Origin of the sequence: Dactylosporangium sp. McL0621 (assembly GCF_049995355.1) — a bacterium.
Lineage (GTDB): Bacteria > Actinomycetota > Actinomycetes > Mycobacteriales > Micromonosporaceae > Dactylosporangium.
This window is the reverse complement of sequence record NZ_CP188259.1, coordinates 7,652,626-7,676,151: the sequence shown is the minus strand read 5'-3', so window position 1 is coordinate 7,676,151 and position 23,526 is coordinate 7,652,626. Positions and strand designations below refer to the sequence as shown.

21 protein-coding genes and 3 pseudogenes are annotated in these 23,526 nt (G+C 70.0%); 11 read left to right on the top strand and 13 right to left on the bottom strand.

The window, feature by feature from the left end; all coding sequences use genetic code 11:
* Positions 1-176: 176 nt before the first annotated feature.
* Together ACPPVO_RS36250 and ACPPVO_RS36245 are read left to right on the top strand one after the other, a co-directional pair.
* Positions 177-1,667, top strand: a complete 1,491-nt coding sequence (locus ACPPVO_RS36250) for a GNAT family N-acetyltransferase (RefSeq protein WP_426503048.1) — start codon at positions 177-179, stop codon at positions 1,665-1,667.
* 215 nt (positions 1,668-1,882) lie between these two features.
* On the top strand, positions 1,883-2,371 hold the full coding sequence (locus ACPPVO_RS36245) for an NADAR family protein (protein WP_426503047.1): 489 nt from the start codon (positions 1,883-1,885) through the stop codon (positions 2,369-2,371).
* Between the two features lie 135 nt (positions 2,372-2,506).
* Here the strand turns inward: ACPPVO_RS36245 and ACPPVO_RS36240 are convergent, their stop codons facing one another.
* Positions 2,507-2,926, bottom strand: coding sequence for a hypothetical protein (locus tag ACPPVO_RS36240; RefSeq protein ID WP_426503045.1), 420 nt, complete (start codon positions 2,924-2,926; stop codon positions 2,507-2,509).
* Positions 2,927-3,203: 277 nt separating this feature from the next.
* Between ACPPVO_RS36240 and ACPPVO_RS36235 the strand changes: the two are divergent.
* The 3 genes and pseudogenes from ACPPVO_RS36235 to ACPPVO_RS36225 all read left to right on the top strand — a co-directional run.
* Positions 3,204-4,982: pseudogene (locus ACPPVO_RS36235) on the top strand (Hsp70 family protein); the annotation flags it as partial.
* A gap of 47 nt (positions 4,983-5,029) precedes the next feature.
* Positions 5,030-5,245 (top strand): annotated as a pseudogene (locus ACPPVO_RS36230) (WD40 repeat domain-containing protein); the annotation flags it as partial.
* A gap of 99 nt (positions 5,246-5,344) precedes the next feature.
* Entirely contained in the window at positions 5,345-5,599 is a 255-nt protein-coding gene (locus ACPPVO_RS36225) for a WD40 repeat domain-containing protein (protein ID WP_426514764.1), read from the top strand.
* 100 nt (positions 5,600-5,699) lie between these two features.
* Here the strand turns inward: ACPPVO_RS36225 and ACPPVO_RS36220 are convergent, their stop codons facing one another.
* The 10 genes and pseudogenes from ACPPVO_RS36220 to ACPPVO_RS36175 form a co-directional block, all read right to left on the bottom strand.
* Positions 5,700-6,032 (bottom strand): hypothetical protein, encoded by a 333-nt coding sequence (locus ACPPVO_RS36220; protein ID WP_426514937.1) that lies wholly within the window; start codon positions 6,030-6,032, stop codon positions 5,700-5,702.
* 148 nt (positions 6,033-6,180) lie between these two features.
* Positions 6,181-6,513, bottom strand: a pseudogene (locus tag ACPPVO_RS36215) (winged helix-turn-helix domain-containing protein); the annotation flags it as partial.
* A gap of 204 nt (positions 6,514-6,717) precedes the next feature.
* Complete coding sequence (locus ACPPVO_RS36210) at positions 6,718-7,680, bottom strand: SAM-dependent methyltransferase (protein WP_426503044.1); 963 nt, start codon at positions 7,678-7,680, stop codon at positions 6,718-6,720.
* A complete protein-coding gene (locus ACPPVO_RS36205; protein ID WP_426503043.1) occupies positions 7,677-8,522 on the bottom strand; it encodes a hypothetical protein in 846 nt (281 codons plus the stop codon). The genes ACPPVO_RS36210 and ACPPVO_RS36205 overlap by 4 nt, the downstream gene beginning before the upstream one ends.
* An 836-nt stretch (positions 8,523-9,358) precedes the next feature.
* On the bottom strand, positions 9,359-10,705 hold the full coding sequence (locus ACPPVO_RS36200; RefSeq protein WP_426503042.1) for a hypothetical protein: 1,347 nt from the start codon (positions 10,703-10,705) through the stop codon (positions 9,359-9,361).
* A complete protein-coding gene (locus tag ACPPVO_RS36195) occupies positions 10,702-10,845 on the bottom strand; it encodes a hypothetical protein (RefSeq protein ID WP_426503041.1) in 144 nt (47 codons plus the stop codon). The genes ACPPVO_RS36200 and ACPPVO_RS36195 overlap by 4 nt, the downstream gene beginning before the upstream one ends.
* Positions 10,846-11,421: 576 nt before the next feature.
* On the bottom strand, positions 11,422-12,036 hold the full coding sequence (locus ACPPVO_RS36190) for a GNAT family N-acetyltransferase (RefSeq protein ID WP_426503040.1): 615 nt from the start codon (positions 12,034-12,036) through the stop codon (positions 11,422-11,424).
* Positions 12,033-13,598 carry an APC family permease gene (locus ACPPVO_RS36185; protein ID WP_426503039.1) on the bottom strand — a complete coding sequence of 522 codons (1,566 nt, stop codon included), beginning with the start codon at positions 13,596-13,598 and terminating at the stop codon, positions 12,033-12,035. Before ACPPVO_RS36185 ends, ACPPVO_RS36190 begins: the two co-directional genes overlap by 4 nt.
* 54 nt (positions 13,599-13,652) lie before the next feature.
* The gene (locus tag ACPPVO_RS36180) at positions 13,653-14,306 is read right to left on the bottom strand and encodes a GPP34 family phosphoprotein (RefSeq protein ID WP_426503038.1); all 654 of its coding nucleotides are present in this window, start codon (positions 14,304-14,306) and stop codon (positions 13,653-13,655) included.
* A 237-nt stretch (positions 14,307-14,543) separates the two neighbouring features.
* Positions 14,544-15,824 carry an IS701 family transposase gene (locus ACPPVO_RS36175; RefSeq protein ID WP_426514763.1) on the bottom strand — a complete coding sequence of 427 codons (1,281 nt, stop codon included), beginning with the start codon at positions 15,822-15,824 and terminating at the stop codon, positions 14,544-14,546.
* A 310-nt stretch (positions 15,825-16,134) separates the two neighbouring features.
* Between ACPPVO_RS36175 and ACPPVO_RS36170 the strand changes: the two genes are divergently transcribed.
* Positions 16,135-17,208 (top strand): NAD-dependent epimerase/dehydratase family protein, encoded by a 1,074-nt coding sequence (locus ACPPVO_RS36170; protein WP_426503037.1) that lies wholly within the window; start codon positions 16,135-16,137, stop codon positions 17,206-17,208.
* Here ACPPVO_RS36170 and ACPPVO_RS36165 read toward each other — a convergent pair.
* Entirely contained in the window at positions 17,132-17,686 is a 555-nt protein-coding gene (locus ACPPVO_RS36165) for a GNAT family N-acetyltransferase (RefSeq protein ID WP_426503036.1), read from the bottom strand. The genes ACPPVO_RS36170 and ACPPVO_RS36165 overlap by 77 nt on opposite strands.
* Positions 17,683-19,098 (bottom strand): hypothetical protein, encoded by a 1,416-nt coding sequence (locus ACPPVO_RS36160; protein ID WP_426503034.1) that lies wholly within the window; start codon positions 19,096-19,098, stop codon positions 17,683-17,685. The genes ACPPVO_RS36165 and ACPPVO_RS36160 overlap by 4 nt, the downstream gene beginning before the upstream one ends.
* Before the next feature lie 177 nt (positions 19,099-19,275).
* On the opposite strand from ACPPVO_RS36160, the gene ACPPVO_RS36155 reads away from it, so the two are divergent.
* The 5 genes from ACPPVO_RS36155 to ACPPVO_RS36135 are packed head-to-tail and all read left to right on the top strand — an operon-like array spanning position 19,276 to position 23,459.
* Positions 19,276-20,106 (top strand): class I SAM-dependent methyltransferase, encoded by an 831-nt coding sequence (locus ACPPVO_RS36155; RefSeq protein ID WP_426503033.1) that lies wholly within the window; start codon positions 19,276-19,278, stop codon positions 20,104-20,106.
* On the top strand, positions 20,103-21,080 hold the full coding sequence (locus tag ACPPVO_RS36150; RefSeq protein WP_426503032.1) for a hypothetical protein: 978 nt from the start codon (positions 20,103-20,105) through the stop codon (positions 21,078-21,080). The genes ACPPVO_RS36155 and ACPPVO_RS36150 overlap by 4 nt, the downstream gene beginning before the upstream one ends.
* Positions 21,077-21,625, top strand: coding sequence for a hypothetical protein (locus ACPPVO_RS36145; protein WP_426503031.1), 549 nt, complete (start codon positions 21,077-21,079; stop codon positions 21,623-21,625). Before ACPPVO_RS36150 ends, ACPPVO_RS36145 begins: the two co-directional genes overlap by 4 nt.
* Positions 21,625-22,806: an NUDIX domain-containing protein gene (locus tag ACPPVO_RS36140; protein ID WP_426503030.1), complete on the top strand. Its 1,182-nt coding sequence runs from the start codon at positions 21,625-21,627 to the stop codon at positions 22,804-22,806. The genes ACPPVO_RS36145 and ACPPVO_RS36140 overlap by 1 nt, the downstream gene beginning before the upstream one ends.
* A gap of 14 nt (positions 22,807-22,820) precedes the next feature.
* A complete protein-coding gene (locus ACPPVO_RS36135; protein ID WP_426503029.1) occupies positions 22,821-23,459 on the top strand; it encodes a hypothetical protein in 639 nt (212 codons plus the stop codon).
* Positions 23,460-23,526: the final 67 nt, after the last annotated feature.

Sequence of the window (23,526 nt, the reverse complement as noted above, 5' to 3'; positions counted from 1 at the left end):
CTTCCTTCGACAAGAACATGATCAATCAAGGGCTGTCGCCATGTCTCACCGGGGCCACTCGCCCGAGCCCACAGGTTAAAGAACAAGCTGAGCGAGGTTACTGGCTGAGGCTGCCGGTCGCTGGCGCAAGGAGCCGACGCAGCGGCGCATCGGGTGTGGCAGTGGGAGGATCCTGGATGGGCGGGCGAGCGGACGCCGAGCTGGCCAAGCTCGACCCCGACGAGTTGCGAGCCCAGCTCAGTGCTCGCCTGAAGACGTTGCCATCCGATGCGTATCTGCGGTGCGTTGCCGCCTTCGTGGCGGAGTACCAGCGCCTCTACCACGTCAGCGGGCTGCCCGAGGCGTTGTACCGCATCGTCGATGCCATCGTTGCGCTGGCGGCCCGAGCGGCTGCGGGAATGCCGGTGCACGATGCGGCGAACGCCCTTGACCGCGAGTTCACGGAGCTGACGTACCCGGGCCTCGAGGACGACGACGCCACGCAACCCTACGACGGGCCGCTGCCCATGGACGTGTACAAGGCGTGCGGTGCCGTCCTGTGGGAGCTCACGAACGAGGCCCACCGCTACGACTCCGCCGGGAACATCACGGACGGCGCCGCCGGCTACGACGACCCGCACGATTGGCTGGCGGCCACCCGGCTGCTGCTGAAGTTCCTCGACCGGGCGGACCGCGAAGCCGGCGGCGAGACGTCCACCGGTCCGGGCGACGTCGAGGAGGAGCGGACCACCGCGAACGGATCCATTGACGAGCATCGCGGCGCGGCCGGACCGCTCAGGAGCATGGTCACGGGTCCGTTGACCGCGCGCCGGGCCAGACCCGACGACCTTCACGTTGTGCTCGAGCTGCTGGACAGGACCGCCGCGTGGCTGCACAGCCAGGGCATCCCCGCGTGGCTGACGTGGCCGGACCGGCAGGACGCCGTCGCTGCGTCGATCGGCCGCGGTGAGGTGTGGCTGCTCGGTACCGCGACTGGAGACGTCGCCGCCACCGCCACGCTCAGCACCGCTGATCCGGGTCCCGGGCTGTGGGCCGAAGGGGACCGCCGGGTCGCGGCAACCCACCTGTCTCGGCTCGCGGTCAGGCCCGACTTCCTCGGCCAGGGCGTCGGCGCCCAACTGCTGGACTGGGCCAGCGTCCGGGCGTACCGCGACGGCAGCTTCTTCCTGCGCATCGCTGCCTGGCCGCGCCTCCCGGGCCTGCATGCCTACCTGCGACGGCAGGGCTTCCGCGAGCTGTGGACGGTGGCCGGTCCGCCCGCCACCTCACGCACCCTGTTCGTCCGCCACGCAGCGCCGAACGACACCGTCGTCCGCATCACTGAGGAACCCGGCCCGACCCTGCTGACCACGCAACGGGTCGAGCTCGAGCCAGACGACGCACGGCCAGCCCAGGGCCCGGAGCCCGACCACGCTCATGTTGCCCGGCAACTGCGGAGTGAACACGGGATACCGATCCGGATTGTCCCGGGTTACCGGTACCGGCTGCGAGACACCGACGACGGTTGGCGGGTCGAGGCAGCGAAGTACGTCCGCTGGCAGCCCGGCAACCGCATCGCCACGGTGGACGGGCTCGCGCTCGATCACGACCGCGACTACGTCCTCACCCACCACGAGAGCAGTCCATGTGGCGTCGAGATCGTCACCGTCCAGCGGAACAGCACGTAGAGATCCATAACACCTCAGACGGCGAGATCCCGTGCGCTGTCATCGGCAGGACAGGAAGCCGCGGCCCCCGCCGGGCCTGTCACTCGCTGTTACCAGCGGTGTCCTGCCGCCCCGCAACACCAGCGGCAGATCCGGATGGTGTCCAGCGAAGTCGGTTGCCGCTCTGTCGATGCCTGTGACACGGTGCAGATCCCGACCCCCGCTCCGAGGCTCAGATGACGATCTACTTCTACGGTGCCGACGAGGTTCCGTACGGCTGCTTCTCCAACTTCTCCGGCCACGGCTTCGACCTCGACGGCCACTGGTGGACGACCTCCGAGCACTATTTCCAGGCCCAGAAGTTTCCCGGTACCCGCCACGCCGAACTCATCCGGCGGACGGCGACCCCGTTGCGGGCCTCCGACCTGGGCCGCGACCGGTCCTGGCCGCTGCGCCGCGACTGGGAACGGGTCAAAGACGACGTGATGCGCCGGGCCGTAACGGCCAAGTTCACCGCCCACGCCGACATCCGCGCCATCCTGTTGGACACCGGGGACGAGGAGATAGTCGAGGACACCAGCACTGACCACTACTGGGGACGCGGTCGGAGTGGCACCGGCAAGAACATGCTCGGACGGATCTTGATGCGCACCCGCACCCACCTACGCGCCGACCTCACCCAGAACGCCAACACCCACGGCCGCCGACAGCGGCTACAGCACTGAGCGCAACCATCGCGAACGCGCTGGCCGCGGCATGAGCGTGCGCGGCGATGACACGGCCGGTCGGGGGAAGGCATCGCGAGACGACCTAGCTGGACGTAGGTTGGCGCGGCCAGGCCCGAAGCGGTATGAGCGCGGTCATGCGAGATCTTCGAAGGACTCTTCGCCGGGACGCCAGCACATCCAACGCCCGTCCTCGAAGCCGCTCAGGAGCGCGATTTCTGGTCCGGGCACCTCGTCGGCCTCGGGATGTAGGCAGATCGCGCCTTCGTCGAACTCGATCCGAAGGCCGCGGCCGGTCTCCGCTACCGTTGCGACGACACGGCCCGGTATGAACCTACGCAACGCATCGGCGTAGCCTTCCTGGTCCGGACGGATCAGACCGGCCGGCGTCTCCACGACGGGTAACACATCGCAGTTGAGGACCGGCATGTCTTCCGTCGGTCCGTCGAAGCGCAGCTGCAGGTAGTCCATGACGAACTGGACCGAGTAGAGACGGAAGCCGACAAGACGACTCAGCAACGTGTTGTGAACGTACGCACTGGGTTCCGACGGCATGGCGTCATATTGCCCGAACATCCGGCAGTGGACGTCCTCGATTCGGCACGATCGGGAGCTCCGGCCTCGTCAGGCTGCGCACCGTCGGTGACGAGCGCTGTTCGGTCACCGCGCTCCCGCAGCGGCAGAAGAGGGCGCCCACTTCACGCTACAGGAGTGACCTATTGCGAACGGCGCGGAGCTTGTCGTCGACGGTGATCAACGCGGCGCTGCGGTCCGCAGCCGTCAGCAGGGTCACTTCGTGCTGCGCAGCAGCTGCTGCTGTCCGGATTCCCCGATGGCAGCTGAGTCGTCTTTCCGACGGCGGTCGAGTTGCCGAGCTGTGGTAGTACCTGGGGCCATGGTGATGCTCAGCATCGACTTCGGTACCTCGTCCACGGTGGCGGTCGTCGGGCTCGACGGAGGCCGGAACGTGCCGCTGCTGTTCGGTGAGACCCCCGTGCTGCCCTCGGCCGTGTATGTGTCGCCTACAGGTGAGGTGCTCGTCGGACGCGACGCCGTACAGGCCTCCCGCAGCCGGCCCGACGCCTTCGAACCGCACCCGAAGTCGCGCATCGACGACGGGGACGTCCTGCTCGGCGACCGTGCGGTCCCGGTCGCCGAGCTCATCGGAGCGGTGCTGCGGCGCGTGCACGACGAGGCGGTGCGGGTGGCCGCCGCTCCGGTCGACCGACTCGTGCTGAGCCACCCCGCCGGATGGGGCCCCCGGCGCCGGCAGACGCTGTCGGAGGCGGCGGCCATCGCGGGCCTGCCGCTGGCCGGGTTCGTCGCCGAGCCCGTCGCCGCCGCGGCCTACTACGTGCTCACGCTCAACCACACGGTCGCGCCGGACGCCGCCCTGCTCGTGTACGACTTCGGCGGCGGCACGTTCGACGCGTCGGTGGTGCGGCGAACCCCCGACGGATTCGCGGTCCTGGCCGAGGAGGGCATACTCGACGCCGGCGGCCTTGACATCGACGCGGCGATCGTGGCCCATCTCGGCGCCACCTACGCCACCACCGATCCGGAGGCCTGGCGGCGGCTCACCGCCCCGGTCAGCCCCGCGGACCGGCGCGCGTCGCGCAGCTTCTGGGACGACGTGCGCCTGGCCAAGGAGGCGCTGTCGCGCACCGCTGCAACAACAATCTTCGTGCCGTTCCTCGAACTGGAGGTGGTCCTCGGCCGCGAGCAGCTGGAGCACCTGGCCCGGCCGCTGCTGGACCGCACGATCGCGGCGACCCGCTTCGCGGTACGCAACGCCGGGCTGCGGGCCGCGGACGTTGCGGCGGTCTTTTTCGTCGGCGGCTCCAGCCGGATACCCCTGTCGGCCACCCTGCTGCACCGGTCGCTGGGCATCGCCCCGACGGTGATCGAGCAGCCCGAGCTGATCGTGGCCGGCGGCGCCCTCATGCTGGGCGGCGCCGGGCCCGCCGACGTGGCGGCGCCGCCGGTCCCGGACGTGGCGGAGCCCGTCTCTCCCACGGCCGACATGCCTGAACCTGCCATTCCCAGTCTGCCGTTCCCGGTCTCGGCATCGCCAGCCCTGCTCGCACCGGTGACCGAGTCCGTCGAAACGCCCGCGCCGACGCCGGAGCCAGTGGCGCCGGTGGCCGATCGGCCGCGGCGGAGGCCGGTCCGCGCCTTGGTCACCGGCGCCGCCGTGCTGGTGCTAGCCGCCGCCATGATCGTCTGGCTGACGAACCGGGACACCGCGACCCGGGACACCCCGACCGGTAATGACGGCGCCGCGCCCGGCCTCCAGCCCACCGCCGTGCTCACCGGCACCGGCACGATCAGCGGCATCGCGTTCAGCCCGGACGGTGCGACGCTCGCCGCCGCCGAGAACGGCGACCCCTTTGCCGTGAAGCTGTGGAGTCTGGCCACGCGGCAGGTCACCGCGACGCTGAGCCCGACCGGCCGCGGCCTTTACGGCGTGGCCTTCAGCCCCGACGGCAAAACCCTCGCCACCAGCGGCCACTCCGACAACACGGTGCGGCTGTGGAGCGTGACCTCCGGCCAGACGACGGCCACTCTCACCGGCCACAGCGGCTGGGTCATGGGCATGGCATTCAGCCCCGACGGTAAGACCCTTGCCACCGGAGCCTGGGACAACCAGGCTCGCCTATGGAGTACGGACACCGGCCGGTCGGTGGCCGCCCTCACCGGCCACGTCGGAGACTTCCCAGCGGCGTCCACAGCGTGGCGTTCAGCCCCGACGGCAAGATGCTCGCCACCGGCAGTACCGACAAGACCGTGCGGCTGTGGAGCACAGCCACCGGCCAGACCACCGCCACCCTCACCGGCCACACGTCCGGCGTGCAGAGCCTGGCGTTCAGCCCCGACGGCAAAACGCTCGCCACTGCCGGCGGCGAGGCGATCCGGCTGTGGAACGCGGCCACCGGCCAGCAGACGGCCACCCTGACCGGCCATACCGCCAGCGTGCAGAGCCTGGCGTTCAGCCCCGACGGCAAGACCATCGCTTCGGTCGCTAACAACGGCGACTACTCGGTACGGCTGTGGGACGTGGCCACCGCCACGAACGTCCGCACCCTCAACCCCGGCGGCAAGGGCTTCGGCGGTGGCGCCGTGGCCTTCAGCCCCGACGGCACCACCCTGGCCACCGTCGCCTGCGAGGACAATGTGGTGCGGCTGTGGAACGTCCACGAGCTCCTACCCCAGCCCACGCACTCCTGACACCCGGTGTCCAGCGCGCCGCTGGACGGTGCGTCCGTCTGGGCATAATCACGTTCACGCACATCGGCATGAGTGCGCGCCGGTTACCTAGGTCCATCGGCTACGCAACGTAGCCGCTGCAGAGGATCCGATCGATCATCCTGGGGCCAGATACGACTGTCCTGGTGGGGCCGGCCTCGTCCGCCGTGGCCACCTCGCGGCGGTTCAACAGGTAGCGGTCGGCGGTCGGGGCGGCGGGAAGCTCGCGCACCTGTACCGCCGCCAGGGGTTCCAGTGCGGCGGCGGGCGGTTGTGGCGGCGCCGTGGTGTGCCGTGGTATCTCGTCGCCGAGTGGCGGGGTGCTCGGGCCTGGTGTGGTGGTGGCCCGGCCGGTTCGGGCCGGCAGCAGCAGGCGCACGGTGACGCTGGCCGTCCGGCGGCCGCTGTCGCGCATTTGCGGCCAGCGCGGAAATCAGGGCGTTTCGGAGTGGCTCGGCGGACGTGCCGGCGAAGTCGATGGTCGTGTGCCCGCGACCGACTGCGGCGGCGACCGCCGGTGTCAGGATGTCCGGAAGCCGGCGGTGAGTGCGGACGAAAGCGCCGCTGCCTTGGCGGGTGACGATGAGCCGCTCGCCACGCAGGGTCTTGAGGGCGTGTTTGACGGTCTCCCGGGCCACGCCGAAGTGGGCCGCCAGCCACGGCTGGGACGGCAGCTTGCCGCCGGGCGGCAGCTGTCCGGTCAGGATCGCCGCGCGCAAGATACCGGCGATCTGGTACGAGACGTGCTGGCTGCTGTCCGGGTCCAGTTCCGGAAGCGCCAGGCCGGACAAGGCCGCGGGTCGCGCGGTCAACGGTGTGGCTGGCCTTGTGGTGTCCTCGACCGTGGTGCGAGTTCGAACGAGTGCAGTCCGGGATGGTCGAGGTAGAGCAGGCACAGCCGCGGGTCGCCAGAGCTGTCCGTTGCCGTCGCCGCGACCGCCGGGCGGCCCGCCATGTGGTGCGTGGTGCGTGACGGCGGACCGGGGCGGTGGGGAGCTTGGGGGGCGAGCACAGTCAGGGGTTCCTGTGCGAGGGGGCGATGTCGGCTGCCGCGGACGTGGTGGTTGCGGAGCTGGTCGGGTTGAGCCGGGCGAGGCCGGTCAGCAGGTGCGGTGCGGGCGTGGCTGGCTCGTCGTCGGGGTCGGGGTGCCAGCGGTCGGCGGGGACGAGGCCGGGTGCGATGAGCTGCAGGCCCGGTAGCGGCGGGTCGAGCAGCAGGTCGGTGACGGCCTGGGCCGGGCGCAGGTGCAGCGGTGTCGGGTGCGGGCCAACAGGTCAGCGGCGTGCTGCTGGGCGGCGGCGCCGTGCGGGTCGGGGTCGGTGGTGAGGTGCGTGACGGCGAGATAGCTGCCCGGGCTGAGTGCGTCGGCGATGGCGTGCAGGGCGTGGCCTGGGCGGGGCTCGGGCGGGAGGTGGTGCAGCACGCCGAGCAGCAGCACCGCGACTGGCCGGCCGAGGTCGAGCACGTCGTTGACCGCGGGGTCGTTGAGGAAGCTGTGCGGCTGGCGGAGGTCACCGACGACGGCGGTCGCCCACCGTACGTCGTGGAGGTGGTGTTGGTTGACGTCGGTGATGATCGGGTCGAGGTCGATGTAGACGAGCCGGGCCCGCCGGGCCGGCCCGGCGGGAGATGCCGGGTCGGGGTCGGGTGGGGCGCCGGGGTCGGTGATCGTGTCGGTGATGATCTCGTGTGTGGCGCCGTGCTGGGCGGCGCCGCCGCCGATGTCGAGGAACTGCGCGATACCGGCGGCGATGAGGTACCGCACCATCCGCCGGAGCAGCGTGCGTCCGGCGCAGGCGTGGTCCAGGATCGGCGGCCAGGCTCTGGCCAGATCGGTGGCGAGCTGCCGTGATGCGGAGTTGGTGTGGAACCCGCCGTACATGGCGTTGAAGGCGCCCGCGGCGGTCGGCACGGTCACGCCCGGGTCGTCGTCGATCCACGCGCTCGGCGCCGCCGGGGCGGTGGCGTGGTCGGCGGGTGCTGGTCGGTGGGCCGCGGGCAGGCTGGCACCGCTCGGCGGTGCGCACCGGAGCGGGCTGCGGTGGAGGGGTGGTGGGTTCATCGGTGCAGGGCCGCCTGCCAGTCGATCTCCGTCTGCGGTACGCCGGTCGTCGCGGTGCAGTCCGGGCGGTGCTGTGTGCGCGCGGTGGCGATGTGGATGCCGTAGCGCAGCTGGACCTGCGCGAGGTCGCGGAGGGGGTCGTTGGGCCGGTGGGGTGCGGCTTCGGTGAGATGGTGCAGGGCGGCGTCGGTGCGTCCGCAGACGGCGAGCATGACCACGAGCGGCATGACGATGTGCAGGCTGTCCGGGTCGTCAGCGGGCTGCCGGTGGTGCCAGCCGCGCCACAGCTTGGCCAAGGTGGCGGCGGCGTCAGCGCAGCGTCCGGCGCGCTGGAGCGCCTGGGTGTAGGTCACCAGGCTGCGGGCGGCAGCCCGGTAGCCCCGGGTGACGCCGGCCGCCGCGACCCGCAGCCGGATGGTGAGGGCTTCGTCGAACTGCCGCCGCTGCTCGAGGAGCTCGGCGAGGGTGACGGCGGCGTTGACCGCTTCGCTGCTGCTCGCCCCGTACAGATTGCGGGTGACGGCGTCGGCGTAGCGGACCCAGGCCATGACCGCGTCGAGATCCACCGTGCCGCCCGCGGACGGCTGTTCACCCCCGAGGACGGCGCGGCCGAGGTGCACGGCCTGGGCGGCCAGGTTCGGGTCGTCCGCCGCGCCGCCCGGATCGCGTTGCAGCAGGCCGAACGCGTGCCAGGTGACGTCGGTGAGTCCGTCGATCAGGTCCCGGATGGTAGCGGGTTCGTCGGCTGGTGCGGCGTCCAGGAAGCGAAACAGCGCGGGCAGCAGGTCGATGACCTCGGTGGCATCGCCCGGCTGTGCCGGTTCAGCGAAGCGTCGGCTCACGACAGTGATCCGGGGCCGGTCGTCGTGTCGCGGCGTGCGCTGGTGAGGGACCGCACGCAGTGCTCGCGGGGGAGGTGCCCGGAGTGGTGCCGCAGCTGCAGCTCGTAGGGGAGTTGCGCGGAGGACCTCGGCGTGCAGCACGGCGAGGTGGGCGCTGGCCGGGTCCTCGGCTGTCGCGCTGCGTGGTGTGCAGGTTGTGGTGTCGGCGGTGTGCGGCACCTGCCTCGCGCGGCCTGGGACCGCCATTCGGCCAGGTACGCGCGGGCGGCGCCGAGCCGGTCGCTTCTGGTGTTCAGCATGGTCGATCCGTTGGCGCCGGTTTGGTTGGGCCTGCGGTCGGTGACCGGCCGCTGGGCAGCGATCGGGTCGGTGATGGGCATGCGTCGTCGCCAGTTGGGGAGGCGTGCGCGATGCATACGAACATGCATGGCAGGAGCAACACTGTGAGCGTGCCCGCGACGGTGAGCAGGACGGCGAGCTGCCGGTGGGTGGGCGGCCGGTTTCCGCGAGCCAGCCAGGCTGGTACCCGTCGGTGTCCGGCTGCTTCGTGTCCGCCGGTGGGCTGCGCCGTTCCGTCTGTGCGGTTCACGGGCGGGGCTCCGCTGCGGCGGTTGGACGGTTCGGGGTTGGTCCACGGTGGTTCGCTGGGCAGGGCGACAGGTCGGCGAAGTGCCGCCAGACGCCGGTGCTGTGGTCATGGAAGGCCGGCCGATGGCAGGGTGCGTTCGCGCAGCTGGCGGTGTCGAGTCCGAACAGGAGGTCGGGCCGGGCGGCGAGCTTGCCGGCCAGCGCGGCGAGGTCGGCGTCACCGGTTGCGGGCGGCGTGCAGGTCGGGGTCATGCAGCGCCTCCCGGCGTGTGTCGGGTCGGTGCGCTGGCGATCAGGATGTGCTGGGCGGGGACTGGTGTGCCCTGGGCTGTGCAAAAGGCCGCGGCGGCGGCTGGGGTCAGCCGTTGCTCGGCGCCGGGCTGGGGCCAGAGCCGCAGCTGGGCTCGGGCTCGGCCGTGCTCGTCGGGCACGATGTGGACAGCGGCGGCGGCGACGTCCGGGTGGGCGGCGGCGATGCGGTACAGCGTGCTGCCGCGCAGGCGTTGCCCGGTCGGGCTGAGGTAGTGCTCGGCGGGTTCGATGCGGTGCAGGGTGAGGCTGCCGCTGCCGGCCAGGGTGCCGATGTCGCCGCTGGTCCGCCATACCTGCGGCGATGGGCACGGTTGGTCGGCGCGGTGCGCGACCGCGCCGCTGTAGCTGGCGGCTTCGATCAGCCCGGCGACGCCCGGCTGGGTCGCCCGTCCGGCGGGGTCGACGGTGCGGAACCGCACGCCGGGCACCGCGGTCAGCGCGGACGGGGTGGCGCCGATCGTGGCGGTGGCACCGTCGTAGGCGGGCGCGTGGTACCAGCGGGTGAGCGTGACGCCGGCCGCGGTCACGAACTTGGCCAGATGGGTGGTGTCGGTCCCGTCGACGGTGGCGGGCACGACTACGCGGCGCAGTGTGCGGGTGGCCACGCCGAGCCAGCCGGGCAGCTGGTCCCGGTCGTGGAGCAGGGCTTTGATCTGGCCGGGGGCGAGGACCGCCCAGTCAGCGCGAGACTGTACCGCGGCGCGCAGCCAGTCGTCGGGGTGGAAGTCGGGCTCGAGGACGACGGTGCCGCCGGCGAGCAGTTGCCGGACGACGATCTCGAAGATCGCGGCGGCGTGCAGCGGCGCGGCGATCAGCGCGGTGCCGCCAGGAGTGAGGCCGATCGCGTCGCCGACGCGGGTGACGGTGGGCGGTTCGCCGCCGGCCACCCACAGGTGCCGGCCGCCGTATGCCGTGTACAGGTGGGCCCGCCACGGCCGGCACCAGTGCGCGGTGCGGGCGCTGTCGCGCAGCACCGCGTCGAGGGGTTTGGCCCGGGTGCCGGGCGGGACGGGCAGCGGGACGGCGCCGCACAGCCATACGGCAAGGGCTTCGGCGATGGTGCCCGCGCTCGGCTGGGCCACGACGGGCACGATCCCGCCCGTTGGCTGCACGGAGGCCACCGTTGGTTGCGCCCGGTCCCACAGCTGCGCGAACGTGACGGCCCGGTCACGGTCGTGGACCGCGATCCGGCTGCCGTCGGAGCCGGCCAGCTGCTGAAACCGGTCGGCGATCATCTGCGTGGCGGCCGAATCGGTGGACCGGCGCGCGGCGGCCCGGCTCATCGGTCGCTCCAGCGTTGCAGCGACAGGCGGATCGGCGACGCCGCAGCGCCCGTCCCGGGATCCTGCTGTGAGCTGTCCGCTGGTGCGGCGCTGAGCCGGCCAGTCAGCGGGCTGGCGAGTAGCGCGGCGATGATCAGCACAGCGCCGTTGGTGATCCAGCGGGGCCGGCTGCGGTGCTGGTCGGCGACTGCCACCGTACCCGCGGCGCGGCCGGCGTAGCGCGGTCGGGAGTCGGTGGCGGGTTGATCAGGTTACGGCACCGCGCCGCCACGCGGGTCGGGCTGCGGGCGGGAGCAGGTCGAGAAAGACCGGCGCCCGCCGTGGGGGATGCAACCGCAGCTGCTCGTCGCGGCCCGCTGGGCGCGCTGTCCGGTCGGTGTGGGTGTGGAACATGCCATGGTCCTCGATATCAGCGGATGGAGCCCCGGCCCGAGTCCGACGTGGAGGCTGCGGGTTTCGGCGTGGGTGAGGTGCGCCAGGTGGGCCGCCCGCGCCGCGTGGAGCTGCGAGGTGGACGCGGCGCGGGCGGCCCGGGGGTGGGCCTGCGGCGGCCTTCCCATCCGGACCCACGGATCGGATGGAGCGGCGCGGCCGTCGCGGGCCCACCGGGTGAGGCGCCGTCGCCCAACGGGCGCCTCGGGTTGGGTGTGGTCCGGGCTGGCACGTAGGCCCGGCCGCACCGTTTCGTGTCGGCCTGCCGCAGGCCGAGACCGTGGCTACCGGTCCTGGATCGGGTTGTTGGGTGGGCGGTGCATCGGGTACAACGCCACGTCGTCGCCCAACGGGACCGGGTCAAGCAGTTGGAAGCCGTGCTGGCGGTACAGCGCCACGGTGCGGGGCCCGGTCGCTTCCAGGTAGGCCACCCGGCCGGCCGGGTCGAGCCGGGCGAGGCGGTGCTGCAGCAGCCGGGAGCCGATGCCCCGTCCCTGGCGTTTCGGTGCGACGGCGAGGTGCACGAGGTACTCGTGCTGCCCGAGGGGGTGATGGGCGTCCATCGCCGCGTCCATGGCCGCGAACCGTGGTGTGTGCGGGTCGCAGCAGGCGGCCAGCCGCCGCTCGTAGCCGGGGATGGGCAGGCTGAACCGGGTCTGGACCGCGGCCCAGATCGCCACGCCGTGGAAGGCGTCATACACCTCGATCCGCACGTTCGGCTGGGCCAGGAACCCGTCCAGCAGCAACCCGAAGTACGTGGGGTAGATCGCGGCGCGTTCGTCCGGGTCCGGGACCAGCCACCCGGCCAGTTCCCCACCGTGGAACGCCTTGGCCAGGGTGGCCGCGAGCAGCGCCTGATCCGCGACACCCCCGGTCCACACCTCCGGCTGCCCGCTCACCGGCCGCGCCCCTGCCGCTCGGCCCGGCCAGCAGCGCCGACCGGACGGTCCGGCCAGTCCGGCGACGCTGCGGCGACGGGGTCACCGAGGTCTGGGGCGCCCTGACCGATCCCCGCGTACGCCGACGGCCGCCTGGTACGCAGGTAGACCGCGCGGGCGACGCCGAGCACTGCGGCGACGCCGAAACTGCCCGGCAGGGTGTACCGCCACGCCGACGTGGCCGACACCCCGACCAGCAGGTCGAAATGCCACACGCTCAGCACCGTCACGGCCGCGAGGAGGGCAGCGGACAGGATCGGCGCGATCACAGTCGGCCAGGCCCCGAAGTTGTCGCGGCGGGGCCGCAGGCGGGCGAAGTAGCGCCATACCGCGACCGACGTCACGGTCATGAGCAGCAGCACCCCGAACCCGCCGAGCACGGTGCCGGCGAAGAACAGCACCAGGAACGGGTCCCAGCCACGCACCGCGAACAGCACAACCGAGCCTGTGGCCAGCACGGTCTGGGTCAGCGAACCCCACACCGGGGCACCGGCGCCGTTGAACCGTTCGAACCAGGACGGCAGCACCCGTTCGCGGCCGAGGGCGAAGGTGTACCGGGCGGCGGTGTTGTGGAAGCTCAGCATCGCCGCGAACAGGCTGGTGCAGAACAGCACATGCCCGGCGTCCAGCCACACCTCGCCCAGGTACGGCTGGGCCAGGACGAACGGCAGCTCCGAGAAGTGCGTCGCAGCCAGGCCGACCACCTGGTCCGGTCCGGCGGCGACGGCCATCGCCCAGGAACCGATCGCGTACACCACCAGCGCGACCATCAGCGTGATGATGGTGGCCCGAGGCACGGTGCGGCGGGCGTCGCGGGCCTCCTCGGAGTACGCCGGAGCGGACTCGAACCCGACGTAGCCGGCGATGGTGACACACGCGGCGACCGCAAGCCCCGCCAGGGACAAGTGCAGCGGAGACAGCGCGTCGACGGTGACCGTCCCGCCGGCCGGGTGGGCGAGGTGCACGGCGGCGAACACCAGCACAATCACCAGCTCCGCGGCGAGCAGGACGGCCAGGATCGTCCCGGACAGACCCACCCGCAGCAGCCCGAGGACCGCCACGACCAGACACGCGACGCCGGACAGCAGCCACCACGGCACGTCGTGACCGAACGCCAGCAGCGTCTGATGCATCCCGTAGCCGAACCCGCCGGCCAGGCCGATCTGCATCACGGTGTACGCCTGCAGCGCGCTCATCGCCGCGGCCACGCCAGGGATGCGGCCGAGCCCGGCGGTGATGTAGCTGTAGAACGCGCCGGCGTTGACGATCTGCCGGGACATCGCCACGTACCCGACCGAGAACACCGCCAGCACTGCGGCGACGGCGATGTAGGCCAAGGGCATCTGGACGACACCGGTGACGGCCCAGCCGCCGGTAGCACCGCCGAACACCACGGTGGCCGGGGCGACCGCAGCGAACGCCGCCGCGACCAGCCGGCCCAAACCGAGCCGGGTGCGTTCCAGCGACGCCAAGACGTTGCTGGGCCGACCCCGTGGGACCGGCGCCGGAAACGATGCAGACACGATGGACTCCCTCTATGACGGAAAGTGGTACAGAACAGCGGCGTGCGGTTGTGGTCAGCGGCCGCTCATGACCGTGGAACCGACGACCGCCGCGGTATGCGTGAACAGCTGCCGGTACAGCGGCCGGGCGCCGGCGATCTGCGCGTCCAGGTAACGCTCGGCGGCGTGCCCGCCGCCCTCCACCGCCCGCACATGCAGGCCCGTGACCTTCGCCAGCCCGGCCAGCACCATGTCGGCGTCGGTGAACACCCGCTGCTCGAGCACGAAAATGTGCAGCCGCGCCGCCGGCCACCCGAACACGTTCGGCTCGACCGGCTGGTAGACGACCCGCGAGCGGCCCAGCAGCCGACGGTCCTCGACCCGCACCACCAGCCGCTGCCGCAGCATCCGCCCGGCCACCGCCGCATACGCGCTCTGCGCCAGATGCCGCAGCCACACCTGCACCGGCAACCGATCCTCTCCATGGAGTTGATCAAGGACCTGATGCGCCACCGCATCCCGGGGTGGGAACTCGGTGACTGGCACCACCATGTGCTGCCGGTCGAACCCGATCCGATCCTCGGCCACCAACTCGGCCAGCAACGCCGCCGCCAGCCCGATCGCCACCACCCGCCCAGGGACCAGCAGCTGGCCGGACCGTTCGTGATGGCTCAGCATCCAGAAGTCGGTCGCCGCGAGGGCCGCTGGCGGCCGGTACGCGTGCGTCATCGCAGCTCCATGCTCCTGCCACAGGGAAGCGCCGGTTCTCCGTGGCGGCGAGTTGGGAATGTGGTGCGGTGGCACCGAGGTGGGCGGGTTCTTCGTCGAACCGGATCTCACAGGGGGTGAGAGGCGTCCGACGCCGTACCCACCCCGGGCCGGCTCCGTTGAACTGCCGGTCTCCGGTCCGTTCAGGACGTGACGACGGCGTTTGCAGTGACTAGTACTCCAGCCCGGGTTCGTTATTTAGGCAAGGACATCGATGGTTTGGCGGCGTCGGTAGTGGCTGAGTTTGGCGCGGGCTTGGTGGCGGCGGCGCCAGTCTGACCAGGTCAGCCAGTAGGCGGCGGTCCGGGCGGGCGTGAGGAAAAGTTTGGCGAAAAGGTGCCGGATCTCGTTGACGGTCAACGGGATCAGGTCGTCGGCTGAGTCGTGGACGGCGTGCGCGGTGACGGCGATCGCGGTCAGGATCGCGTGGGCGAGCATGACCAGGGTCGTGTAGCGGTGCCAGGACTTCCAGCGTCGGACCTGGTGCTGGTCCAGGCCGGTCTCGCCTTTCCCCGCCTGGAAGCATTCCTCGACCATCCACCGGATCCCGGCGACCCGGACCAGGGCAGCGAGGGCGACCGGCTCCGGGGAGAAGCAACGGTAGTAGGCCAGCTCCCCGTCGCTGATTCGGCGGCGGACCAGCAGGGCGTGCTGCCCGGGCTGTTCCGCGGCCGGGGCGATGATGGAGATCCAGGCCCAGTCGTAGTCCCGTTCGCCTTTCGCGCCGGCGCCTGCTGAGAGCCGCTGCCAGGCCCTGGACGGGAGAAGATCCGCGATCACGGTGTCGGCGCGGACGTCCCCGGCGGTGGCGATCACGATGTGGTGGCTCTTGGCCACTGCCAGGACGTACCCGATCCCGCGGTGCTGCAGATCTTTGCGGAGTGCCTGGTCACCGCCGTATGCCTCGTCCGCGGTGACCCACGCGGCCGGGATCCCGGCGTCGAATGCGCGGGCGAGCATCCGCCGGCCGAGGACCGTCTTGGTGGCGAATCCGACGTCGTCCGGGACACCGGCTGCGGCGCACCGGGCGGGGTCGTCGGTCCAGCTGCGCGGGAGGTAGAGCTCCCGGTCGATCAGCGCCCGCCCCGCCAGGGTGGCGTAGGCCAGGAATACCGCGACCTGCGCATTCTCGATCCGCCCGGCGGTTCCGGTGTACTGCCGCTGGACCCCGACCGTGTGAACGCCCTTCTTCAGGTCACCGGTGTCGTCCAGGACCAGGACGCCGCGCGGGTCGCCCAACGTCGCCGCCACATACCCGCGCACGTCGTCGCGGACCTTCCCCGCATCCCACACTGCCTCACCCAGCAGCCGCTGCATCCGTTGCGGTGAAACGTCTCCGGCCTGCTCAGCCAGAGACCAGCAGTCCCGGGAGTCCACATCGGACAGCAACCCGAGCAGAAACGTCCGGGCCTGTCTGCGTGGTTCGACCCGGCCGAACCGGCCCGCGATACACGCGAACCCCGAGTCGAACTCCTCGATCCACCCAGCGACGTCTACGCTGTGCCCAGCGGCCGTCGCGCGTTCTTCATTTGTCTTCACAAACCAGTGATCATCACGCGGCGGCCGTCACCATGCCCGCTGACGCGCCGATCAGCACTGCACCCGTCCAGCTCATCGCCAGCCATCTACGTCTCGAACCGGGGCTGGAGTACTAGTCCATCAAGCACGAATGCGAGTGGGAATGATCGATGGCCGTGAACAGCGGGAACGCTGCAGACCGTCTCGTGAATTTCGTGAGTAAGCCGTCGGATCATCCCTGGTGAGGGACCTGCGCCAGCACAATGAATCAATGCGCGTACTGGTGCTGGGCGGCTCGTGGTTTGTCGGTCGGGCCGTCGTCGAAGACGCGACCCGGCGTGGTCACGACATAACGGTGTTCAACCGAGGTGTCACCCGCGCGCCGCTCCCATCCGATGTGCGTCGAATCGTCGGCGACCGCGAGTCGGAGGCTGATGTCCGGTCGCTTGCTCGGTTCGGTCCATGGGACGCGGTCGTCGACGTGAGTGGGAGCGTCCCGGCCGTGGTCCGACGGTCGGCCAGCATCCTTGCCGATGTCGCTGAGCGTTGTGCGTTTGTGTCGACGATTTCGGCGTACCGGGAATGGCCACACGCTCCCGTTGACGAGGAGTCGCCGGTTTGGGACGCCGATCCCAATGCTGATCCTGACACGCGGCGCTGGGACCCGGACGCGTACGGTCCGCTGAAGGTCGGCTGCGAGATCGCGTGCCGGGAGGCGTTCGGACCACAGCGGCTGCTCGTGCTTCGGCCCCACGTGGTGTTGGGCCGCTACGAATACGTCGGACGGTTGCCGTGGTGGCTTAATCGAATGCACCGGGGCGGCCAGGTCCTGGCGCCGGCCCCGGATCGAGCGATACAACCTGTTGATGTCCGAGATCTTGCGGAGTTCGTACTCGACCGTCTCGAACACAGCGACGGCGGCGTGTACAACGTGGCCCCACCGGCGGACGCGGCTAGGTACGGCACCATGTTGCGCGCCTGCATGGAGGCCACAGCATCGTCCGCCGAACGCCCGGTCGAACTGGTCTGGATTGATGAGAACTGGCTCGTGGACCAAGGGATTGGGCAATGGACGGAGCTGCCGCTGTGGCGTAACGCGGCGGCACCGTGGGAAATGAAGGTCGATCGCGCACACGCCGTCGGTCTACGATGCCGCCCGCTTGCGGAAACGGTCGACGACACGTGGGCATGGCTGCGGAACGGGGGTCGCGCCGTTGATCATGAGCGGTTCGCGGAGCACGGGATCGCCGCGGAGAAGGAGTCGGCGCTTATCGCGCGATGGCATTCCCGGCCCGATCACGGAGGAGCGATGAGCCGGCCAGCGTCTTCTGGAACGCTCGATTGATCGATGGATCCCTTCCGGGCACGTAGCGTGCTGCCGGCTCGTATCCGGCGCCGGTGAACAGGGCGAGGGCCGCGGTGTTGCGGACGCCGGTTTCTAGGATGGCCCGCTGTGCGCCCCACGTGATCGCCACATGTTCCAAGGAGGCAAGCAGGGCGCGCCCGATGCCTCGCCCGCGTGCCGCGGGAACGAGGTACGTCTTCTTGATCTCGACGGTCGCGGTCGTACGGTCGTACCAGCGGCAGCCACCGCATCCCACGGGCAGGCCGCGTTCGTACGCCACGATGAACGTGCCGTTCGGTGCCGCGTAGTCGCGCTGGTCAAGATCGACAGATTCCGCGAAGCCGTACCGTCCGACCTGTTCCTGGTAGAAGGCGGCGAGCAGGCGCACGGCGTCGCGATGATCGACCGCGCGGCGGACGAAGGAGATCTCGCCAGTCGCCTCGGCACGGGCGCCCGGTACGGAGAGATCGCTCGTCATGCAGTCGATAATGCCTCATCGAACTGCGGAAGAAACTCGGCGATGATCGGCGAGCGGGATCTGCGTGCCAGCGCAGGCCGCAGTTGGCGCAGATAGTTGCGGCCACGCGGCGACTGCACCATCGGAAGTAGCCCGATGCCGGTTTGCAATGCGCGGACCGCCTCCGCCAAGTCGCCACACCGCAGTTGAGCCTGGGCCAGGAAGGTCGAGTGGAGCAGTCCCGAGCGAGCGTACGCAGGACCGCCAGCCTCCGACCTCGCGGCCATGTCAGCAACCGAGCCTGCGAGGAGCACGATTCCTTCGGCCAGCAACCGCTTGCGGCTCGCGGTGGTCTGTTCGGCGAGGACGACCAGCCCCTGGCCGGCCTCGGCGGCCAGCTGCATCGGGTTGAGGTAGTACAGGAATGACGATCCGTCGGGCGACGGGCCACGGTCCAGCAGCTCGGCGGCCTGCGCGGCGCAGCGACGGAACCGGGCGAGGTCGCCGTCGGCCGCCGCCGCGGTCGCTTCCCGCCCGAGTAGACGCGCCCGCAAGATCGGGTCCTTGGTGGGGCACTCCGCTGCGGCGGCTTCAGCGAGCCGTACCGCCTGACGACCGTGACCGGCGAATGACGACACGTAGCTGAGCATGCCGATCGCGTTCGCAGCCCGGTCTCGTGCGCCGAGGGCGCGGCCTACGCCGATGCTGAGCAGCAGGTACCGTTCGGCGGAGCCGTACCGGCTGGAGTCGAAGTGCAGCCAGCCGAGCAGTTGCGCAAGATCGGCGACGATCGCCAGTAGCCGGCGACCGGTTACCAGGTCGTAGTTGGCGTACTCGACGAGGTCCACAACGTTGCGTAGTTCGGCGGTGACATACCGGAGGCTCAGTGTGCCGCCGCCGTGTCGATCGTCCAGTCGACGCAACGCGGCGACGTGGGCCTCGATCAGGTCAACCTGTTCGGGAAGCACATGCTCATGGCCTGCACGGTTCCGAGCGACAAGGACCGCGCCCCGCAACTGGTCCAGTACGGCGGCGGTGAGGTCCGCACCCGAGGCGTCTTCGATGGGGCTGCCCGGCGTCGGTGATGTCGTGGCCAGCTGGCTGAGCTCTCGAACGAGATCGTCAAGATGGGTGATCGCGTCCAGTCCGGTCGCCGCCGATCGTCCACGATGCGCCGGTCCGTGGTTGGGCCACAGTTGTTCGACGGTGACCGAGAAGCCGAGCCGGTCGGTCAATACCGCGGCGGCAACGTCCGGGATCGGAGGGCGTGGACGGAATCCCCGCTGAATCCAGGGATAGCCGGCCGTCGGGTCCAACCGGAGGCGTTCGCGGCCCTGGCTGGACAGACGCATATTGATCGCATTCACGAGCTGGCGCGGTCCCCACTCGGCCAACTGCAGCAGACCGGCCAGTCCAGCGGGAGTGTCACGCATCGGCACCTCCCTATTAATCGACTCCATCGGACAGTAGCGGAACGGTGACTCGCATGCCGCACCCAATTCGTTCACAGTCCGAAGTTCACGACATTCACGGCCTGGTACTCACAGTTCCCGATATTCACCAGCCCCGACTCTGCCCTGGCATGCGGGCCGCTGCTGGACTCGATTCGGATGAAGGGTGGCATCGACATGGCCGGGACCACGACCGTCGAATCACGTCTGCTGGAGGACGGATACGGCCGGATGATCCGAGCGTTGAATGAAGTCCACTATGCCGGGGAGACCAGCTTCTACAGCACCGCCCCGCTGCGTCCCTGCGAGGAGCGTCTGTTCGACCGACATGGCCACGGAGTTCGAATCTTGGATGTTGGGTGCGGCGCCGGCCGGGTCACGACGGCCGTCACCGAACTCGGCGGCCGGATCGTGGGCGTGGACATCAACCCGGCGGCCATCGGCATAGCCCGACAGACCCGCCCAAACGCGACGTTCGTCTGCGCCAGCATGACCGATCTTCCGCTGCCCGACGAGAGCTTCGAACAGGTGTGGTGCCTGCGCTTCTCCTTCAACGCCCTACCGACCGTCGCAGAACGGATCGAGACGTTGGCCGAACTATGGCGCGTCTGCGCACCGGGCGGCTCTGTCCTGGTCGAGGTCTTCAACTGGTACTACCGGGGCCGGTTCGGACTGGTGCGAATCGGGAATCTGCTCGACCAATGGGGACGGCACCTGCGATGGCACGGCCAGGGCAAGCACGGCTCAGCGCCGATCCGCGCGCGGGACATCCTCTACCTGGCGAACAAGACCAAGCATGCCGCGCCCGGCTACGCGCACCTCACCACAGTCCGCGAGATGCGCCAGCTCGCTGCCGCAGCAGCGCTCGCCCCACACTCGGAAATCGTCAACGAGGCAGCCGTGCTGGCGGGCGCTCCGCGACCGATTCGCCCACGTCACGGCGGCTACTCGATGTGGCTCGTGGCGACCAAACCCGGCTGGCCGTCATGAGGCTCGTGCGGATTGGCGATCTCGGCGTCGAACTGGATCTAGACGCTCCTGCCGAACACCGGGTCGGCAACTTCGTCAACTGCATCACAGACGAAGCCGTTGATGGTGCAGGCCGGTACCGATTGCGCCTAGCGGCCGGCGATCACGCCCGGTTCGTCATGGACCCGGGCAACAGGACGATGTCGCTGACCATCCCGCCGGTTCGGGCGGAACGCGATCAGGCCATCGTTGAGATCGGTCTGCTGCAAGCACTCACCCGAGGCATCGCCTTCATCGAAGCGGCCAACCTGCGCACCGCGGGGTCGACCGCGCTGCTACACGGAAGTTCCTTGGCAGTCGCCGACGACTGCGCCGTCGCCGTGCTCGACGGTGGCCTGGGCCAAGGCAAGACCTCGCTCACGATGGGGCTCGCCGCCCGATACGGGCAGCTGATGGTCGACGAATTCACGTTTGTGACGATCGCTCGACCGAAGGTGACCGTTCTGCCCGCGCCGCACTGGCCGTGGCACGTTCGCCGGGACATGGCACCTCACCTCCTGCCCGCCGACGCTCGCGGACGCCTCCTGTTTGCGTCGGATCTTCACCGCATCGCCACTACGGCAGATCAAGCGGCAACTCTGCGAATGGTCATCATCCCGGACCGAGGGCTACCAGCCGGACAGACCGTGGACGTTCCATCCGCCGAGGCACGGCACCTGCTCCGTTGCGCCGTCACGGACCATCTGAGCAAGCTCGTCGACCCTGGCCTCGATCATGTCTCGATCTTCGAATCGTCGGAGCAGGTCGCCACCGCGGACGGCACACCACTGCAAATCCGAGCGGCTATGCCCACGCATGAGACGGAGCGCGTGCTCGACGCGCTCGTTGTGGTCGCCGCGATTCGCGTCGGTATCGGCGCCCCGGCAGATCTACCGGCCAGCGTTACTGCCGCCGGTGATCGCCTCACGGAACTGCTCCCATGGTACGGGCGTTGATCCTGCTCGCCGGAACCAGCGAGTCCGGCAAGAGCAGCGCCGGCGCTCATCTCGCGCGGGATCACCGCGCGCGTCGCGTCAAAATCCGATCAATCCTCGCCGAGCTCACCAGCGGCCGACCCGTCACCCACGAGGGTGTGCCGATGCGCGAGGGCTTCGATCACCAGGAGTTCCTGATCCTGGTACGGCAATTACCCGAGCCGGGGGATCCTCGTGTTCTGGTGATCGAAAGCTTCATCGACGCCGACCTCGCCGAGGCGACCAAGCGGGCCTGGAGCGGGCCGGCCCACATAGTCTTTATCACGGCGACCCGCGCCAACCGCATCACCCGGCTGACCACAGCAGCAGACCTCAGCCGAGCAGAAGCCGCGGCCGTCATCGACGGCAAGGACGCTCGGAAACGGGTCATGCAGCAATGGCACCAATGGCGCTCCATCACAGACGACTGGATCGACAACGATGGTGACTATCCGACCTTCTTGACCAGACTCGACGCCGTCCTGATCAGGTTGACCCCGGACACGATGCGTGAGGAGATGATGTGATGCGCCAGTACGCCTCCGCCGGAGCGATCGTGGTCACTACGGACCTACGGCAACCCCGCACCCTGCTGCTGGATCAGGTTCGGGCCGCGGGCGAGCGGCAGACGGTCGCGGCGAAGGGCCGGCTCGAGCCTGGTGAGGCGCCACTGGCCGCCGCACTGCGCGAGGTCGCCGAGGAGACCGGCCTCCACGACGTCCTGTACGCGGGCTACCTCGGCCGGCAGGCTTACGGATTCACCGACAGCGACGGCACACCCGCCACGAAGACCGTCGACTGGTTCCTCGTCGCCGCCGACGACACCACCACGCTCGTACATCAGGAAGAAGGGTTCACCGCGGCCCGCTGGATCGACCTCGACAGCGCGGCCGACGAGGCCAGTCATGCCGGATTCAGCGAATACCTTCACCGTGCGGCAAACATCGTCGCCTGGCGCCAACAACGGCCGCTGCCGTTCAGCACCGGGCTGGACACGATCGTCCGCACGGTCGCCGACCAGGCCGCCGCGATCCTCGCCCAGTCCCCGGAGGCAGGGCTAGGCGTATGCGGCTCAGCCGCGCGCGGCGACTACGTCGAAGGCTGGAGCGACATCGATCTGATCGGCTGGGGCCTGCCAGCGGCCTCACCGCTCACCGCCACAGTGCTGGACATCGCGCGGAACGTCGGCGCCACCCACGGCGTTCGCGTTTCTCTGCATTTCGCCGACGAGCACGGACGCGATATCCGCTCAGCCGGGCCGGCGTACGACATGAAACTCCAGACCGCGCTTCGGCGCGTGGGCACCGATGTCCCCGTAATCGCTGGCGTCGCGCCGACGACCGGGCCCGGGGAGGTCGACCTGCTGCGCGGCCTGCAGGTGCTGCACGAACGCGCTCAGCATGGCAGCAGTGAGTGGAGCAGCGAGCTCGACCGGGGCCGGCGGCTGCTCTCCCTCGCGTGCAGCACGGCTCGCACCGTCGTGATCAGCCATGATCCGGACAGTTCGCTGTGCCTGCCCGACGTCGTGCACGCGCTGGAACACCGCTGGCCCGGCAGTAAGCTCAGCGTGCTGCTTGCCGAATACGACGCGTTCCGGCGGGCGGGCGCTACACCCGCCGAAGTGGCCGGCGACCTCGCCGAGCGGGCAATCGACGCCGTTGCCGAAATCGTCGAACTCGTCGAGGCTCGTACGTTCTCGTCCACATGAGACACCGGGTACTGGTGGCCTTCGTCGATGGCGTGGACGGCGCCGGGAAGACGACCATGATCCAAGAGGTCGCGCAGTCGCTGCCGGCGGGAACTGCGCACATCGCCGACCCGCTCTGGCACTACCTGGCTGCAGTCAAGACCTCGACTGACTTCGCCGCCTGGGTCGTCAGCACCGCGGCGATCGAGATCGCTACCGCGCTGATCGACGCCTGCGCCTACCGCCTCGCCGACATTCGGCAACACCTCACGTCGATTGGGCCGCACGGTGTAGTCCTCGTCGACCGCGGACCCCGGACGGTCGTCGCATCCGCCCGCGCCCACGCAGCCACCGGCACCTCCGGGAAAACTGACGCAGATCCCGATGAAGCGATCAGCCGGCTGCGATCGGCCGTCGCGCAGATCCTCCTCGTCGCGGACTGCGTGAGCGTCGAACTGCGCATCACCAGCTACGACAGCATTCTGCCCCGCCTCAGCGACAACGAACGAACCAACGCGCCCTATGTCCGCTATCTCATGGCCTTTCTGCAGTACTTCAACGCCGACACGCCGTGGCCCGGCATCGAGCCGATCGTGGTCGACGCCAGTAATGGTGTCGCAGTCAGTTTGAGGTCCGTTCAAGCGGCATTCCGCCTTGAGCTTCCCCCGCTTTGATGGAGGAAACATGGGCCCGCGCCGGCCACCCCCTGCTGCGCGTCAACGCCGCCGACATCCTCGCCAA

Coding starts and splice junctions, on each gene's coding strand:
- ACPPVO_RS36250 (WP_426503048.1), top strand. CDS start 177: ATGGGCGGGCGAGCGGACGCCGAGCTGGCCAAGCTCGACCCCGACGAG.
- ACPPVO_RS36245 (WP_426503047.1), top strand. CDS start 1,883: ATGACGATCTACTTCTACGGTGCCGACGAGGTTCCGTACGGCTGCTTC.
- ACPPVO_RS36240 (WP_426503045.1), bottom strand. CDS start 2,926: ATGCCGTCGGAACCCAGTGCGTACGTTCACAACACGTTGCTGAGTCGT.
- ACPPVO_RS36220 (WP_426514937.1), bottom strand. CDS start 6,032: ATGCGCGACAGCGGCCGCCGGACGGCCAGCGTCACCGTGCGCCTGCTG.
- ACPPVO_RS36210 (WP_426503044.1), bottom strand. CDS start 7,680: ATGAACCCACCACCCCTCCACCGCAGCCCGCTCCGGTGCGCACCGCCG.
- ACPPVO_RS36200 (WP_426503042.1), bottom strand. CDS start 10,705: ATGAGCCGGGCCGCCGCGCGCCGGTCCACCGATTCGGCCGCCACGCAG.
- ACPPVO_RS36180 (WP_426503038.1), bottom strand. CDS start 14,306: ATGACGCACGCGTACCGGCCGCCAGCGGCCCTCGCGGCGACCGACTTC.
- ACPPVO_RS36170 (WP_426503037.1), top strand. CDS start 16,135: ATGCGCGTACTGGTGCTGGGCGGCTCGTGGTTTGTCGGTCGGGCCGTC.
- ACPPVO_RS36165 (WP_426503036.1), bottom strand. CDS start 17,686: ATGACGAGCGATCTCTCCGTACCGGGCGCCCGTGCCGAGGCGACTGGC.
- ACPPVO_RS36160 (WP_426503034.1), bottom strand. CDS start 19,098: ATGCGTGACACTCCCGCTGGACTGGCCGGTCTGCTGCAGTTGGCCGAG.
- ACPPVO_RS36155 (WP_426503033.1), top strand. CDS start 19,276: ATGAAGGGTGGCATCGACATGGCCGGGACCACGACCGTCGAATCACGT.
- ACPPVO_RS36150 (WP_426503032.1), top strand. CDS start 20,103: ATGAGGCTCGTGCGGATTGGCGATCTCGGCGTCGAACTGGATCTAGAC.
- ACPPVO_RS36140 (WP_426503030.1), top strand. CDS start 21,625: ATGCGCCAGTACGCCTCCGCCGGAGCGATCGTGGTCACTACGGACCTA.